Source organism: Accumulibacter sp. (genome assembly GCF_023806635.1).
In the GTDB taxonomy this organism is placed as follows: Bacteria; Pseudomonadota; Gammaproteobacteria; order Burkholderiales; family Rhodocyclaceae; genus Accumulibacter.
Genome location: NZ_JAMTDQ010000118.1, coordinates 1 through 13,843, shown reverse-complemented (window position 1 = coordinate 13,843; position 13,843 = coordinate 1). Strand labels below are relative to the sequence as shown.

Annotated in this window: 16 protein-coding genes and 1 pseudogene; 8 read left to right on the top strand and 9 right to left on the bottom strand. The window is 69.0% G+C overall.

Annotated elements, in window-relative coordinates:
• Window positions 1-4 precede the first annotated feature (4 nt).
• The 4 genes from NFW30_RS19815 to NFW30_RS19800 form a co-directional block, all read right to left on the bottom strand.
• Window positions 5-523: a hypothetical protein gene (locus NFW30_RS19815; RefSeq protein ID WP_295352912.1), complete on the bottom strand. Its 519-nt coding sequence runs from the start codon at window positions 521-523 to the stop codon at window positions 5-7.
• Window positions 492-968 carry a hypothetical protein gene (locus NFW30_RS19810; RefSeq protein WP_295352915.1) on the bottom strand — a complete coding sequence of 159 codons (477 nt, stop codon included), beginning with the start codon at window positions 966-968 and terminating at the stop codon, window positions 492-494. The genes NFW30_RS19815 and NFW30_RS19810 overlap by 32 nt, the downstream gene beginning before the upstream one ends.
• Before the next feature lie 89 nt (window positions 969-1,057).
• Window positions 1,058-1,357: a hypothetical protein gene (locus NFW30_RS19805; protein WP_295352917.1), complete on the bottom strand. Its 300-nt coding sequence runs from the start codon at window positions 1,355-1,357 to the stop codon at window positions 1,058-1,060.
• A gap of 306 nt (window positions 1,358-1,663) precedes the next feature.
• Window positions 1,664-1,750 (bottom strand): excalibur calcium-binding domain-containing protein, encoded by an 87-nt coding sequence (locus NFW30_RS19800; RefSeq protein ID WP_295352955.1) that lies wholly within the window; start codon window positions 1,748-1,750, stop codon window positions 1,664-1,666.
• Between the two features lie 363 nt (window positions 1,751-2,113).
• Between NFW30_RS19800 and NFW30_RS19795 the strand changes: the two genes are divergently transcribed.
• From NFW30_RS19795 to NFW30_RS19765, 7 genes are all read left to right on the top strand, one after another.
• The gene (locus tag NFW30_RS19795; protein ID WP_295352920.1) at window positions 2,114-2,470 is read left to right on the top strand and encodes a hypothetical protein; all 357 of its coding nucleotides are present in this window, start codon (window positions 2,114-2,116) and stop codon (window positions 2,468-2,470) included.
• A 100-nt stretch (window positions 2,471-2,570) separates the two neighbouring features.
• On the top strand, window positions 2,571-3,800 hold the full coding sequence (locus NFW30_RS19790) for a TolC family protein (RefSeq protein ID WP_295352923.1): 1,230 nt from the start codon (window positions 2,571-2,573) through the stop codon (window positions 3,798-3,800).
• The gene (locus NFW30_RS19785) at window positions 3,797-4,297 is read left to right on the top strand and encodes a hypothetical protein (protein WP_295352925.1); all 501 of its coding nucleotides are present in this window, start codon (window positions 3,797-3,799) and stop codon (window positions 4,295-4,297) included. The genes NFW30_RS19790 and NFW30_RS19785 overlap by 4 nt, the downstream gene beginning before the upstream one ends.
• Complete coding sequence (locus NFW30_RS19780) at window positions 4,294-5,421, top strand: HlyD family efflux transporter periplasmic adaptor subunit (protein ID WP_295352928.1); 1,128 nt, start codon at window positions 4,294-4,296, stop codon at window positions 5,419-5,421. Before NFW30_RS19785 ends, NFW30_RS19780 begins: the two co-directional genes overlap by 4 nt.
• A 7-nt stretch (window positions 5,422-5,428) precedes the next feature.
• The gene (locus NFW30_RS19775; protein ID WP_295352931.1) at window positions 5,429-8,578 is read left to right on the top strand and encodes an efflux RND transporter permease subunit; all 3,150 of its coding nucleotides are present in this window, start codon (window positions 5,429-5,431) and stop codon (window positions 8,576-8,578) included.
• Window positions 8,579-8,613: 35 nt separating this feature from the next.
• Window positions 8,614-9,003 carry a hypothetical protein gene (locus tag NFW30_RS19770; protein ID WP_295352934.1) on the top strand — a complete coding sequence of 130 codons (390 nt, stop codon included), beginning with the start codon at window positions 8,614-8,616 and terminating at the stop codon, window positions 9,001-9,003.
• A 10-nt stretch (window positions 9,004-9,013) separates the two neighbouring features.
• The gene (locus tag NFW30_RS19765; protein ID WP_295352936.1) at window positions 9,014-9,451 is read left to right on the top strand and encodes a DUF411 domain-containing protein; all 438 of its coding nucleotides are present in this window, start codon (window positions 9,014-9,016) and stop codon (window positions 9,449-9,451) included.
• A gap of 69 nt (window positions 9,452-9,520) precedes the next feature.
• Here NFW30_RS19765 and NFW30_RS19760 read toward each other — a convergent pair whose 3' ends face one another.
• The 4 genes from NFW30_RS19760 to NFW30_RS19745 all read right to left on the bottom strand — a co-directional run bounded on the left by NFW30_RS19760 (window position 9,521) and on the right by NFW30_RS19745 (window position 12,126).
• Window positions 9,521-9,706: a hypothetical protein gene (locus NFW30_RS19760; protein WP_295352939.1), complete on the bottom strand. Its 186-nt coding sequence runs from the start codon at window positions 9,704-9,706 to the stop codon at window positions 9,521-9,523.
• Window positions 9,703-9,825 (bottom strand): hypothetical protein, encoded by a 123-nt coding sequence (locus NFW30_RS19755; protein ID WP_295352942.1) that lies wholly within the window; start codon window positions 9,823-9,825, stop codon window positions 9,703-9,705. The genes NFW30_RS19760 and NFW30_RS19755 overlap by 4 nt, the downstream gene beginning before the upstream one ends.
• 411 nt (window positions 9,826-10,236) lie before the next feature.
• The gene (locus NFW30_RS19750; RefSeq protein ID WP_295352945.1) at window positions 10,237-10,665 is read right to left on the bottom strand and encodes a hypothetical protein; all 429 of its coding nucleotides are present in this window, start codon (window positions 10,663-10,665) and stop codon (window positions 10,237-10,239) included.
• A 291-nt stretch (window positions 10,666-10,956) separates the two neighbouring features.
• Complete coding sequence (locus tag NFW30_RS19745; protein ID WP_295352948.1) at window positions 10,957-12,126, bottom strand: GNAT family N-acetyltransferase; 1,170 nt, start codon at window positions 12,124-12,126, stop codon at window positions 10,957-10,959.
• Window positions 12,127-12,510: 384 nt separating this feature from the next.
• On the opposite strand from NFW30_RS19745, the gene NFW30_RS19740 reads away from it, so the two are divergent.
• Window positions 12,511-13,410 carry a recombination-associated protein RdgC gene (locus NFW30_RS19740; RefSeq protein ID WP_295352950.1) on the top strand — a complete coding sequence of 300 codons (900 nt, stop codon included), beginning with the start codon at window positions 12,511-12,513 and terminating at the stop codon, window positions 13,408-13,410.
• 94 nt (window positions 13,411-13,504) lie between these two features.
• On the opposite strand, the pseudogene NFW30_RS19735 reads toward NFW30_RS19740, so the two are convergent.
• A pseudogene (locus NFW30_RS19735) lies at window positions 13,505-13,792 on the bottom strand (aconitase family protein); the annotation flags it as partial.
• Window positions 13,793-13,843: the final 51 nt, after the last annotated feature.

Genomic DNA, 13,843 nt, shown 5'->3' with positions numbered 1-13,843 from the left:
GGGCTCAGGCAGCTGGCGCGCCGGCCGGTTGATCTGCCCGATGAAAGAGCCAGATACTGCCGAGCAGCACCGCGACGCAAGGGAACAGGAAGAGCAGGTGACCTGATTCGAGCGGCCCGGCGTGCAGGAGGACGATCGTCAGAAGACTCGAGCCCGACACGAGCGCGAGGCTCAGCGCAGCGACCCGGCGCAGCCTCGAGCAGAAGCCAGCGGCGGCAAGCGAGAGTGCGGCCAGGGGAATGAGGTAGATGCCCCAGCCGACAAACCACGCAGCATGTGCGAAGAGGGCATCGACGACCGCCCACAAACCACGTGCCCGAGCCAGTTCGCCAACCATGGCGAAGCACGCGGCAAGCAGCGCGTACGGCAGCGCGACTGCCGTCGCTATGGCGTGCAGGGCTCCGTGCATCGTCGCTGCTTGCTGCTGCCGCAGATCGAGGTCTTCGCGCTCACCGGCCGGCTCGTCCCGCGCGCCGTGTTGGCCGCCATCGTCATGGCGGCAGAACGCTGCCGTTGAGTTCAAGCAGTCGTCCGTTCCGCAGCCGCGCGCCGAGAGTGTGTTCTTCGTCCCACGCCACTCGGTAGCCGATCTCGACACTCAACTCGCGATCGAGGGTGACGACCGCAACGAATTCGACCGAGGCGTGCTGCCAGACCTGGTCCGGCTGGGCGATGCGAGGCAGATCTTCTGCGGAACCCTCGGGCTCACCCGCGGCGACGGCTTCTGCGTAAGGAGCGTAATGCTCGAACAGCGACGCCGCGATGCGCCCGCGCCAGCCCGGATAGTCGGTCGGAATCGAGCGAGCGATGTCGAGCGCCTGCGGATCGGGAGCCGCGCGGGATCCGGGAAGTGCCAGCGCTGCCGTGATCCCGCCAAGCGAAATCTCGCCACGCCACATGCCTCGCTTGCGGCGAAGCTCCCCGAGCACTGGATCCGGGAACGATGGGGTCTCGAACAGTCCGAACATTTGTGTCGCCTAGTCCATGGAACGAATGACGCTTATCCGCCACGCCGAGAGCCACTGAGAAACCGCTTCGGGACGCTGCCAGCGCCCCGTCACGCGTTTGGCTGTCGTGATGCGGCCGCACGACGCGTCTCGAGGAACGCGATCGATGAACACAGATCGGGCGGTGGGTCATCGCTGAGCTGTTTGAGGTATGCAATGGCGTCGGCCAGATCGTCGGCCGTGGCGCCGCTGGTTTGCAGTTGCAATGAAATCTCCTCTGCCAGGATCGTCAGCGAAGCAAGCGCCAGCCCTTCCATTGGGTTGCGGCGGCGAACATACGGCTTCCTGAGAACCGCCAAGCCGCTCCGGGCGAGCGCCAGTGCCGCCTCCAGCTTGCCGCGTGCCTGCAACCGATGCGCCCGGACCATCGCGGAGTTGGCACGCAGAACCGCGACCATGCTCCGGGCGGAATCGACGGGTTGCATGACCGGGAGGGGAAAGAGACTCACGGCGCGCCCCCCCCGCACCACCGTGCGGACGGTTCAGGTACACGGCGGTTCGACCGCTCGGGCCGGCAAGTCGAGTCGCCCCGGTGCTGCAACCGCTTCAGGTGTGGCGGCCCGCAAACAGAAGCCTGGCCGCTCTCAGCCGCCAGTCTGCGATGCACTCGCGCCACCGGTTGGAACACGACATCAGGCCACGACAGCTCTGGACCACTACTTGCACCACTGCTGCTCGCATGGAACACCATCATTGTTTCCATCCATCTTGCTGCCGGGGCAGTTCCTCAAAACACCGTTGATCTGCCGCGCCGCAGGCGCCTGGTCGAACCGTTGGTGTGGCGCGGCCCTCCCTCAAGGAGATTGTATGCGTCCAGCAGCCTGGGTCAAGCCTTTGGACCAGCGCTACAGCCTGCGTCTGTCGACCAGAGGGACGCTGGTCTGCCAGCCGGCAAGCGGGATACTGCCGCACACCCACTGCCACGCCCCCCGCATGCCGCCCCGCCGCTGCGTCAGGGGACGCGACGCCAGGCTGCGACAAGCCGCGGTCTGCCCTTTGCCCGCTTCCGGATCCTTGCCGATTGAACAGGACGGCCAACACGCTTGACGCCTGACACCGCGAGGCTTTAGAGTCCGGGCGTCGACCACTGTATCCCCCGTGGCACCATGCGTCGTTTCGTTGCCATCCTGCTGATCGCCCTTCTGCCGCTCCAGGCGGCGTCGGCGCTCGTCGGCACGGTGGCCGACCAGCTGCTGCCGCGCATCGCGGCAAACCAGGACCAGCACGACCACCACTCGGTCGAGGCGTGTGCCGGCCTGGCGGAAGCCGCCGACCACAGCCAGTGCCAGGAGCCCGACGACCACTGCAGCGACTGCCATGGCTGCTGCTGCGCGCCACTCCGGTCGGTACTGCCATCGACGATCGCCCAACTGAGCGACGCCATGATCCTCGCCGCCGTGCGCGGCAAGCCCTCCGCCACGCTCGCCCGGCCTGAACGGCCGAAATGGACCGGCCTCGCCTGACCGGCGGGGCCTTGCAGACTGATTCATCTCCGTCGCCGTACGCACGGCGGCTGCCTTCCCGCGCTCCGCCGGATTCTTCCATGCAGCAACGGAGAGTCCGATGCACGACACCCGATCGACACAGTCGCGGCTGTTCACCGCCATCCTGTTCGTCACCGCAAGTCTGAGCGGTCCGCCAGCAGCCGCCGAAACCCCGACGATGGGACAGGCTTTCGCCGCCGCCTGGGAGCGCCATCCCACGGCGCGCACCGCGGCTGCGCGCCACGACGAATTCGCCGCCCGCCGCGATGCCGCCGACAGCGTCCTCTCCGGAGCACCGACGGCGACGCTGTCCAACCGCAACGACCGCCTGCAGCGCGATGCCGGGCAGAGCGAATGGGAGGCCGGCATCGCGCTTCCGCTGTGGCTGCCTGGCTATCAGGAACGGACCCTGGCGCTGCTCGGGCGCGAGCAGTCCGCCTACGCGACGCTGCTCGAGCTGGCGCGCTGGCAGCTTGCCGGCGAGGTGCGCGAACGCTGGTGGCAGGCCATGCTTGCCGCCCACGAACGCGCAGTTGCCGAAGCGCGCAGCGATGCCGCCCGGCAACTCGCGAACGACGTCGAGCGCCGCGTGCGGGCCGGCGAGGTGCCGCGCATGGACGCCAACCAGGCGCGCGCCACGGCAGCCGCTGCGGCGGCGGTGGTCGCCGAGGCGGACGGGCGCGCCCACCGCGCCGAGCGCAGCTTCCTCGCGCTCACCGGCTTGCCGCTGCTGCCAGACCCGGGCGGGATGAACGAGCAGCGCCGGCTGGCTCCGGCGACCGCCCACCCGCAGCTTGCGGCACTCGAAGCCGCCATCGCCACCGCCCGCGCGCGGCTGGAAGTGGCAGCCAGGAATTCACGTGACCTGCCGGAGATCCTGCTCGGCATGCGCCGCGAACGCCCGGTCGCCGACGCCGACTGGCAGAACTCGACCATTGTCGGCGTGCGCATTCCGCTCGCCAGCGACACGCGCAATCGCCCGCGGGTTGCCACGGCAAACGCCGAGCTGGTCGAGGCCGAGGCGCTGCTGTTCTACGAGCGGCAGCGCGTGGAAGCGGAACGCGATACCGCCGAGCGCGAACTGCAGCGGGCCGACGAAGCCATCGCCCTCGCCGAGACCAGGCGTACGCTGGCCGTCGAAATGCGCCGCGAGTACGCCCGCGCCTTCGCGCTCGGCCAGATCGACCTGCCGCAGCGCCTGCGCGTCGAAGCGGACGCCTTCGCCGCCGAACTCGCCGCCGCGCGCGCCCGCCTCGAAGGCGCACGTGCCGTCTCGCGCTACAACCAGGCCATCGGAGTCCTGCCATGAACCCCCTGCGACACGCCATCGCCACCTTCGTCTGCGCGACTGCCCTGCTTCTGCCGGCCCCGCCTGCATCCGCCGCCGAGGCGGCTCGACCCTCCTTCGAGGCACACAGCGAGCTGTTCGAACTGGTCGGCCGCATCAGGGACGGTCGCCTGGCACTGACGCTCGACGACTGGGCGAGCAACGAGCCGATCAGCGGCGCGCGGATCGAGGTCGACCTCGCCGGCCAGACCCTCGTTGCCGAGCCCCTGGCCGACGGTACGTACACACTCGACGCCACCCCTTTCGCCAGAGCGGCCACCTACCCACTGACGATCACCGTCACCGCTGGCGAGCAAAGCGACCTGCTCGCGACCGACCTCGTCGTCGGCGATTCCGCCGCGACCGGCGCCATTGTGGCCGGAATCGGCATCAGGGAGATCGGCATCGCCGCGACATTGGCACTGCTTGCCGCCGTCGTCGCGGTCCGGCTGAGCCGGCGCAAGGGAGAACCCGCATGAACGCCCCGGCACTTGTGCAACGCACGCTCCAGCCCCTGCTCTTCGCCGCCAGCCTGGTCGCCGGCACCATCCAGGCGCACGAGGGCCACGTCCACGGCGACGAGCCGGCGCCCGCGCTGACCCGCGGCGACGGCCCGCAGCGACTTGCCGACGGCAGCGTCTTCCTGCCCAAGACGACCCAGCGCCAGCTCGCACTGCGCACGCAGATCAGCGCGAGCGGCGCGCACCCCGTCACCGTCGAACTTGCCGGCAAGGTGGTCCTCGATCCGGGGAGCGGCGGCCGCGTGCAAGCGATGAATACCGGCCGCGTCGAAGCGCCGGCCGGAGGCATTCCGTCGCTCGGCAAGGCAGTGAAGAAGGGCGAGCTGCTCGCCCGCGTCCACCCGGCCGTCTCGCCGCTCGAACTGGGCGGACAGCGGGCGCAGGCGGCCGAACTGCGCGCTGCGCTCGGCGTCGCCGAGAGGCGCCTGGCGCGACTGCGCGAGCTGGAAGCGACCGTTGCGCGCAAGGACGTCGATGCCGCCGAGGCCGACGTGCAGAGCCTGCGCGAGCGCCTCGCCGCCATCGCCACGAGCATCTCGCAGCCCGAGGATCTGCGCTCGCCAGTCGCTGGCGTCGTCGCCTCGGCCAGCGTCGTTGCCGGCCAGGTGGTCGAGGCGCGCGAACTCCTGTTCGAGATCATCGATCCGGCCAACCTGCGCGTCGAAGCACTCGCCTACGACCCGCGGCTGGCGGCCGAGATTGCCGGTGCCTACGGCAGCGCCGGACCGGGACAGGAGGTGCTGCTCACCTTCGTCGGCGCCGGCCGCTCGCTGCGCGAGCAGGCGATCCCGCTGCTCTTCCGCGTCGACGGCGGCACGGCGACGCTGGCACTGAACCAACCGCTGCGCGTGATCGCCCAGACGCGTTCGCCGATCACCGGCGTGCCGCTGCCGGCTGCGGCGATCGTGAAGAACTCCGCCAACCAGGAAATCGTCTGGGTGAAGACGAGCGCCGAACGCTTCGCACCGCGCCCGGTGCGCACGCAGCCGCTCGACGGCACGCGCATCGCCGTCGTCGGCGGGCTGGAGGCCGGCGTGCGCGTCGTCGTCCAGGGCGCGGCACTGCTCAACCAGGTGCGCTGAGAACGCCATGTTCAGGACCATCGTCGAAAAGAGCCTGTCGCAGCGCCTGCTGGTGCTGGCGGCGGCAGTCGTCCTCATCCTCTATGGCGCGCTCGTCGTGCAGAAGACGGCGGTCGACGTCTTCCCCGACCTGAACAAGTCGACCGTCACGTTGATGACCGAAGCAGGCGGCATGGCGCCGGAGGAAGTCGAGGCACTGATCACCTTCCCGATCGAGACGGCGATGAACGGCATGGCCGGCGTCGCCGCGGTGCGCTCGGTGTCGTCGGCCGGGCTGTCGATCGTCTACGTGCAGTTCGACTGGCAGGTCGACATCTACCGCGCGCGGCAGATGATCGGCGAGCGCCTGTCGCTGGTCCAGTCGCAGCTGCCGCCGGGCGTGGTGCCGCACATGGGGCCGGTGGCGTCGATCATGGGGGAGATCCTGCTCATCGCGATCCCGATCACTGCGCCCGGCGCGGCAGCGATCGAGCCCGCGCCAGGTGTCACGCCGGCAGCCTCGCAGCGGCCGGCGATGGCGGCTCGCGAGTACGCCGACTGGGTGCTGCGCCCACGCCTGCTGACGATCCCCGGCGTCGCCCAGGTGATCCCGATCGGCGGCGAGGTGCGGCAGTTCCAGGTGCAGCCGGACACCGTGCGCATGGCCGGGCTCGGCATCACGCTCGACCAGGTCGAGAGCGCGCTGCGCGGCTTCGCGGCAAACACCAGCGGCGGTTTCCTCGAAATCAATTCGCGCGAATACCTGATCCGCAACCTTGGCCGCACCAGTCGGCTGGAAGACCTGCAGCGCCTGCCGCTCACGGCCCGGAACGGCCAGCCGATCCTGCTCGCGCAGGTGGCGTCGGTCGGCTTCGCGCCGGCGATCAGACGCGGCGACGCGGGCCTCAACGGCCAGCCGGCGGTGATCCTCTCGGTGCAGAAGCAACCGGCTGCCGACACCGTCGCGCTGACACGACAGGTCGAAGCGGCGCTTGCCGAGCTGAAGGGCGGATTGCCGGTCGGCATGGCGGCGCCGCGCGTCACCTTCCGCCAAGCCGACTTCATCGAGGCCAGCATCAGCAACCTCGAGTGGAAACTGGCCGCCGCCGCCGTCTTCGTTGCCGCCGTGCTCCATCTCTTCCTCGGCAACCTGCGCGCGACACTGATCTCGCTGACCGCGATCCCCGTCTCGATCCTCACCGCGGCGCTGGTCTTCCGCTATTTCGGGCTGTCGATCAACACGATGACGCTCGGCGGTCTGGCCATCGCCATCGGCGAGCTGGTCGACGACGCGGTGGTCGATCTCGAGAACATCATCCGCCGCTTGCGCGAGAACCGGCAGAAGCCCGCACCGGAACACCCGCTGCGGGTCATCGTCAGTGCTTCGAACGAGGTGCGCTCGGGAATCGTCGTCTCGACGCTGATCATCGCCCTCGTCTTCGTGCCGCTCTTCGCCCTGCCCGGGCTCGAAGGCCGCTTCTTCATCCCGCTCGGCATCGCCTACCTGACGGCGATCCTCGCCAGCCTCGTCGTCTCGATCACCCTGACGCCGGTGATGGCCTGGTACCTGCTGCGCCATGGCGAGGCGTCGATCGACGGCGACACACGCTTCGTCGCCTGGCTGAAGTCGCACTACCGGCGCTGGCTGGAAACGGCGCTGACGCAGCGTCGGCGGGTCATCGGCGCAGCCGCCGTCGCCGCCCTGCTGGCGGCGGCGAGCGTGCCCTTCTTCGCCACCAGCTTCCTGCCCCCCTTCAACGAGGGCGCCGCCTTCGTCGGCCTGCGCCTCAACCCCGGCATCACGCTCGCCGAGTCGGTGAAGATCGGCACGCTCGCCGAGCAGCTCGTGCGCCAGGTGCCGGAAGTGACCTACGTCGGGCGCCGCTCCGGCCGCGCCGAACTCGACGAGCACGCCGAGGGCGTACACGTCTCCGAACTCGACATGCGCCTCGAGCCCGGTCGTCCACCGTCGCAAATCCACGCCGACCTGCGCGCGCGGCTCGCGCCCTTGCCGGCTGGGGTCAGCATCGGCCAGCCGATCTCGCACCGCATCGACCACATGCTCTCCGGCGTGCGCGCGCAGATCGCCGTCCGCATCGTCGGCGACGACCTCGACGTGCTGCGCGGCGAAGGCGCAGCGCTGCGCGACCGGTTGGCGACGATCCCGGGGCTCGCCGACCTCGATCTGGAGAAGCAGGTGCTGGCGCCGCAGATCAAGGTGCGTGTCGACTATGCGCGCGCCGAACAGACAGGCGTCTCGCCGGCGATGCTGCTGCGTCAGCTGCAGACGCTGATCGATGGCGAGCAGATCGGCCAGGTGATCGAGGGTTCGCGGCGCTTCGCGCTGGTGCTGCGCCTGCCGGAAGAGGCGCGCGGGCTCTCGGGTCTCGCCAGCCTGATGATCGAGACGCCGAATGGCCGCGTGCCGCTCGCGCGCGTCGCCGACATCGAGGACGGCGACGGCCCGAACCAGATCAGCCGCGACAACGGCCGCCGTCGCATCGTCGTCTCGGCGAACGCGCAGGGACGACCGCTCTCCGACGTGGTCACGGACGTGCGTCGCGCGGTTGCCGAGACGAAACTGCCCGCGGGCTACTTCATCACCATCGATGGCCAGTTCCGCGCACAGGAGGAAGCCGCCCGCATCATCGCCGTGCTGGCGCTGATCTCGCTCGGCCTGATCTTCGTCGTGCTCTACAGCCGCTACCGCTCGGCAATCCTCGCCGCACTGGTGATCGCCAACGTGCCGCTGGCGCTGATCGGCAGCGTCATCGGCCTGTGGCTCTCGGGCCAGCCGCTCTCCATCGCGACGCTGATCGGCTTCATCACACTCGCCGGCATCGCGACGCGCAACGGCATCCTCAAGCTCTCGCACTACGCCAACCTGATGCGCTTCGAGGGCGAGACCTTCGGCCGCCAACTGGTCATCCGCGGTTCGCTGGAGCGCCTGACGCCGGTGCTGATGACGGCGCTGGTCGCCGCCTTCGCGCTGGCGCCGCTGCTCTTCGAGGCCGAGGCGCCGGGCACCGAGATCCTGCACCCGGTGGCGGTCGTCATCTTCTCCGGCCTGATCTCCTCCACCCTGCTCGACGCCTTCGTGACGCCGGCGCTGTTCCTCACCTTGGGCGAGAAGCCCCTCGGCCAGCTGCTCGCAGCGCCTCGCGGCGAAAGCTTCTGAAACCTTGTGAACTTCCTGACGAAAGGAGCCCCAGAATGAAAACACTGCTTCCCCTCGCCTGCGCCGCGCTCTTCGCGGCCACCCCTGCCGTCGCCCACGAGGACCACGGCAAGCCACGCTTCGGCGGTGTCGTCGCCGAAGCCGGTCACTATCAGGCGGAACTGGTCGCCCGCAGCGACACGCTGACCATCCATGTCACCGAGCACGGCAACCCGCTGCCGACCGCCGGTGGCTCGGCCAGGCTGACGCTGCTCGTCGGCGGCAAGAAGACCGAGCTCACTCTGGTACCGGCCGGCAACAACCGCTTCGAGGCGAAGGGCAGCTTCGACATCAAGGGCGCCAAGGTCGTCGCCGCGCTCGATGTGCCGGGCAAGCCGCCGAAGACGCTGCGCTTCGCGCTCGACGACACCCCTGCAAGGCTTTGAGGAGTCCACGATGAAAGCATTGCTCGTCGCGCTGCTCGCCACCACCACCCTCGCCAGCACGCCGCTTGGCGCCGCCGACCTGCCCGAGGTCGAGGTCTACAAGAGCCCGCATTGCAGCTGTTGCGCGGAATGGGAAAAGCACATGCGCGACCACGGCTTCCGGGTGAAGTCGATCAAGGTCGAGGACGTACCGGCGAGCCGCGCCAGGCTCGGCATGCCCGAGCGCTACGGCTCATGCCATACGGCGAAAGTCGGCAGCTACCTGATCGAGGGTCATGTGCCGGCCACCGACGTGCAGCGCCTGTTGCGCGAGAAGCCGAAGGCCGTCGGCCTTGCTGCGCCGGGAATGCCCGGTGGTTCACCCGGCATGGAGAGTGCGCGGAAGGAACCGTACGATGTGCTGCTGATCGGCAGCGACGGCCAGGCGAAGGTGTTTGCCCGTCACTGAGCCGCGGACGGTTGCCACGCCCGGCGCGCGCCCGGTCGCGCTGCCGCTGTCGCGACGCTGCGCGTGACATCAGCCATCGCAAGCCAGCGCCATCGCCGGCAGATCAACGATGCATTCGCCAGCATCGAGGCAACCTTGCGACAACACGCGTACGCCCTTCACGCCCTTGCGGACTCGCAGTGGAAACTGATCAATGAGGCAATCCTGGCCCTCCTGCACACCACCAACGTGACAAAGGCCGATCAGCGCCTTCACTTGTTCATCTCGCCGCGCAGTTCCGCCACCTGACAGGGCATCAGCTGCCGCGCTTCGACCAGTCCGTTGAGGGCGGCGACGTACGGCGCCAGTTCGGCATCGCCGACGGCGACTTCCATCTCCGGGAGAAGCAGTCGGTGCCGTTGCAGCGCTGGCTGAAGCGGGTCTGTGGAACTCCTGGATCAACAGCAACTCGATCGCCGTCACCCCGCGTTCGACGATGCAGGGGAGAAGCGGTGCGACATCGAGGAAGGTGCCGTGCTGACGGGGCAGGCGCGGCGCGTGGAAGGCGCCGACGTGCAAGTGGTAGATGACGAAATCGCGGCAGCGCGGCGTCACGCAGCCGGTCTCGTGCCACGGGAAATCGCTGCTGCGAACGACGCACTCGCCGGGAGGCGGCACCTCCAGCCCGCGTGCAAACGGATCGCGCTTCGCGCCCTCGCTGTCCGTGCCGACGACGTGGCAGAGATGGCGGTCGCGATCGCGCACACCGGGAATGAAGCCGCGCCCGCGCTGCCTGCCGCAGCCAGTCAGTCGTTGCGCAACTCGACGCGCCCTTCGACGACCCGCACCCGGTCGCCCTTGCGGACGGTCGGCTCGTCGTGCTGTTCGATGAAGGCGTAGGTGCCATCCTCGTAGCGCACCGTGACGACGTAGCTGAGCAGCGGCGCATTCACCTGCCGCGCATCCTCGACGACGGTGCCGGTGCCGATGATCGGCGCGGTCACCAGGCTGGGTGCGATCGCTGGCGCCGGCGGGCGCTGCCGTGGCCCTTCGTGCGTCTGCTGGCGAATCGCCGTCACGACACCGCAGCGCTCGCATGGCCCGCCGCGCGGCTCTTCGATCAACTCGCGGAAATCATCGTCACCGCTCGGCAGCTTCAGGCTGGTCTGCGCCAGCGTCCAGGGGGCAACGACGATGGCCAGCACGATGGCGGCCAGGACTCTTGTCTGCGGCATCGGTTGAACTCCTTTCGCGAGATCCGGGCTGGCCTGCGACACGCGCCCCGCCCGCGGGCAGGGACTGATCTTAATGCGAAAACACCGGACCCGGAGGGCGGACGGTGGCCCCTGCTGGCCCCTGCCCAGGCATGTACGGCGAATCGCGAGCAGAAAGCCGCTACAATCTCGTCATCGCCAGCATCAAGGCAGCCGTCGAGCGCCGGGTTTCCGGCCGGCGGCGGTACACGCGCAAACCATGATCCATTGCCGATCGAGATGAACGCTGACCTGCCCCCATTCGCGCATCCTTCAATCTTCCCGCCGCACCGTGGCGTCGCGGCGAAACGGCAGATGGTCGGCCGCGGCATCATGGTAGTCGACCACCGCTTCCTTCTGCAGTGCCAGGTGGCGGGCCAGTAGCCGGCGCATCCCGGGATCCGCAATCCAGTGCGCCGAGCGGACGACGGTCGGCTGAAAGCCTCGTGCCAGCTTGTGCTCGCCTCCGGCGCCCGGCTCGAAGCGCCGCAACCCGTGGCGCAGACAGTATTCGATTCCCTGATGGAAGCAAAGCTCGAAATGCAGTCCGGGATGGTTGCCGCTGCACCCCCAATAGCGACCGAACAGGGCCTCATCGCTGCGAAAGCAGATCGCCACGGCGACCGGGATGCGCTGCGCGCGGGCAATGAAGACGACCATCCGCCGGCCAAGCGCCAGCGCGAGATCGGCAAGGCAGTTGGCGGAGAAGGCGGCGTGATTGCTGAAGCGCTCGAAGGTGCTGGCATACAGGGCATGGAGCAGCGGCCACTCGGCGGCCTCGACCTGATCACCGTGGCGCGTCTCGAGCAGCAGTCCGCTCTCGGCCACGCGTCGGCGGTCGGCGCGAACCTTGCGCCGCTTGGCAGCACTGAAGCTCGCCAGATAGCCGTCGAAGTCTCCCCATCCCGGATCGGTCCAGTGGAACTGGACATCGTGGCTGAGCAGCAGGCCCTCGCCCTGCAGCCACTCCGCTTCGTCGTCGGTCGGCAGCGCGACGTGCCATGAGGAAGCGCCAAGCCGACCTACCAGCGCCTTCGCCCCGGCGAGCAGCAGCCGCCGCACAGCGGGCGGCGACGCGCCGTCGGCGACCAGCAGCCGCGGCCCGCCGACCGGCGTGTGCGGCACACAGCTCATCAGCTTCGGATAGTACGCACGGCCGAGCTGGCGCCAGGCGGCGGCCCACGCCCAGTCGTAGATGAAGTCGCCATGCGAGTGGCGCTTGCCATACATCGGCAGCAGCCCGACGATGCGCCCGTCCGCATCGGTCGCCACGAGATGGCACGGAGTCCAGCCGGATGCGACGGCGGCGGCCCCGTGCGTTTCGAGGATCGTCAGGAAATCCGCGTTCAGGAAAGGGTCGCCGGCCGGCCCCAGCCGCTCCCAGGCCGGACGCGGAATGCCAGCGGCCGACGTGATGCTGCTGAGCGAAAGACTGGTGGTCAAGGCGGGCTCCGGAGGGTGTGCTGTGCGGTCGCTGCAAGCGGCTGCCCGCCTGGCTTCTGGCAGCGGATATTGCCACAGAGCGCAGCCGGAGGGCGATGCCAAGACGATCGCACGCGTGTCATCGACGCGAACCCTCGCCGACGACCGTGGGCTCTCGGAGCCTCAGCGACGGGCCGCGCCGGCTTTCCGTCATTCCACCGCAGCCGGAAGGTGAGAAGAATCGCGCGGCACGCGCCTTCTCCGGGCGACGGGTCAAGGCACATTCCACCTTGCTGCGTGGCTTCGCCAGGCGCCCCGGAATGGGTGACAGGGACGGGCCTCTGCCGGTCACGGCAACGGCCGCTTTCCGCCCTATAATGCCGAGCTTTTTGCAGGCCCAAGCCGATGTGGTTCAAGAACCTTCAACTCTACCGTCTGCCGCAGGGCTGGGACGCCGAAGCCGAGAGCTTCGAGCAACAGCTTGCCCGACTGCCGCTGCTGGGCTGCGGCGCCAGCGATCCGCGCAGCCTGGGCTGGGTGGCACCACGCGACGGCGGGTCGCTGTTGCATGCCGTCAATCAGCAGTGGCTCATCGCTCTCGGAGTCGAGGAGAAACTGCTGCCGGCTTCGATCGTCAGGCGGCTGGCAGGCGAGCGTGCCAGGGAAGTCGAGGAAGCCGATGGGCGTCGCATCGGCCGCCGCGAGCTGCGCGAACTGCAGGAACAGATGACCCACGAACTGCTGCCGCGCGCCTTCGTCCGCCGCCGCACGACCTTCGGCTGGATCGACCGCGGCAGCGGCTGGCTGGTCGTCGATGCCGCCTCGCCGGCGAAGGCCGAGGAACTCCTCGAGCACCTGCGACGCTCGCTCGACAGCCTGCCGGCGAAGGTGGTGAAGCCGCTGCAGTCGCCGTCGGCGGCGATGACCGCCTGGGTCGCTGCGGGCGAAGCGCCGGCCGGTTTCACCCTCGACCAGGACCTCGAGCTGCGCTCGGCGGAGAAGGCGAGCGTGCGCTACGCCAACCACTCGCTCGAGGGCGAGGAGATCCGGCAGCACATCGCCGACGGCAAGGTCGTCACCCGCCTGGCGATGACCTGGAACGACCGTATCTCGTTCGTTCTCAACGACCTGCTGCAGATCAAGCGGCTGGCGTTCCTCGACATCCTCAGGGAGCAGTCGGAGAGCCAGACGGACGACGCCGACGAACGCTTCGACATCGACTTCACGCTGATGACCGGTGAAGGGGCACAGCTCCTGGCCGACCTGCTGACCGCCCTCGGCGGCGAGGCGCCGGTGAGCGGCTGATTCACCGCCGCCGCAGCGGCGGCGTCGCAGGAACGCGAACGCCCCACCGGTCGCCCGGCAGGGCGTTTGCGCTGCCGCTCTTCTGCGCGGACGACTACACCGCCACCGTATCCGCCACCTCGCTGAACTCCCTGATCTGGTCGAAGTTCATGTAGCGATAGACGTCGGCCGCCTTGGCGTTGACCGCCTGTACCTGCTCGAGATACTCGGCAGGGGTCGGGATGCGGCCCATCAGCGCGCAGACGGCGGCGAGTTCGGCCGAGCCGAGATACACGTTGGTGTCGATGCCGAGACGGTTCGGGAAGTTGCGCGTCGAGGTCGACATCGCCGTGCTGCCCTTGCGGATCTGCGCCTGGTTGCCCATGCACAGCGAGCAGCCGGGTGTTACGTCCCGCCCTATTCAAGCCTCTCCGTCCCGAGCTATTCCGGGGTG

Excerpts from the sequence above, each read along its gene's own strand:
- NFW30_RS19810 (WP_295352915.1), bottom strand. The coding sequence starts at position 968 with ATGTTCGGACTGTTCGAGACCCCATCGTTCCCGGATCCAGTGCTCGGG.
- NFW30_RS19795 (WP_295352920.1), top strand. The coding sequence starts at position 2,114 with ATGCGTCGTTTCGTTGCCATCCTGCTGATCGCCCTTCTGCCGCTCCAG.
- NFW30_RS19790 (WP_295352923.1), top strand. The coding sequence starts at position 2,571 with ATGCACGACACCCGATCGACACAGTCGCGGCTGTTCACCGCCATCCTG.
- NFW30_RS19785 (WP_295352925.1), top strand. The coding sequence starts at position 3,797 with ATGAACCCCCTGCGACACGCCATCGCCACCTTCGTCTGCGCGACTGCC.
- NFW30_RS19780 (WP_295352928.1), top strand. The coding sequence starts at position 4,294 with ATGAACGCCCCGGCACTTGTGCAACGCACGCTCCAGCCCCTGCTCTTC.
- NFW30_RS19775 (WP_295352931.1), top strand. The coding sequence starts at position 5,429 with ATGTTCAGGACCATCGTCGAAAAGAGCCTGTCGCAGCGCCTGCTGGTG.
- NFW30_RS19770 (WP_295352934.1), top strand. The coding sequence starts at position 8,614 with ATGAAAACACTGCTTCCCCTCGCCTGCGCCGCGCTCTTCGCGGCCACC.
- NFW30_RS19765 (WP_295352936.1), top strand. The coding sequence starts at position 9,014 with ATGAAAGCATTGCTCGTCGCGCTGCTCGCCACCACCACCCTCGCCAGC.
- NFW30_RS19755 (WP_295352942.1), bottom strand. The coding sequence starts at position 9,825 with ATGGAAGTCGCCGTCGGCGATGCCGAACTGGCGCCGTACGTCGCCGCC.
- NFW30_RS19750 (WP_295352945.1), bottom strand. The coding sequence starts at position 10,665 with ATGCCGCAGACAAGAGTCCTGGCCGCCATCGTGCTGGCCATCGTCGTT.
- NFW30_RS19740 (WP_295352950.1), top strand. The coding sequence starts at position 12,511 with ATGTGGTTCAAGAACCTTCAACTCTACCGTCTGCCGCAGGGCTGGGAC.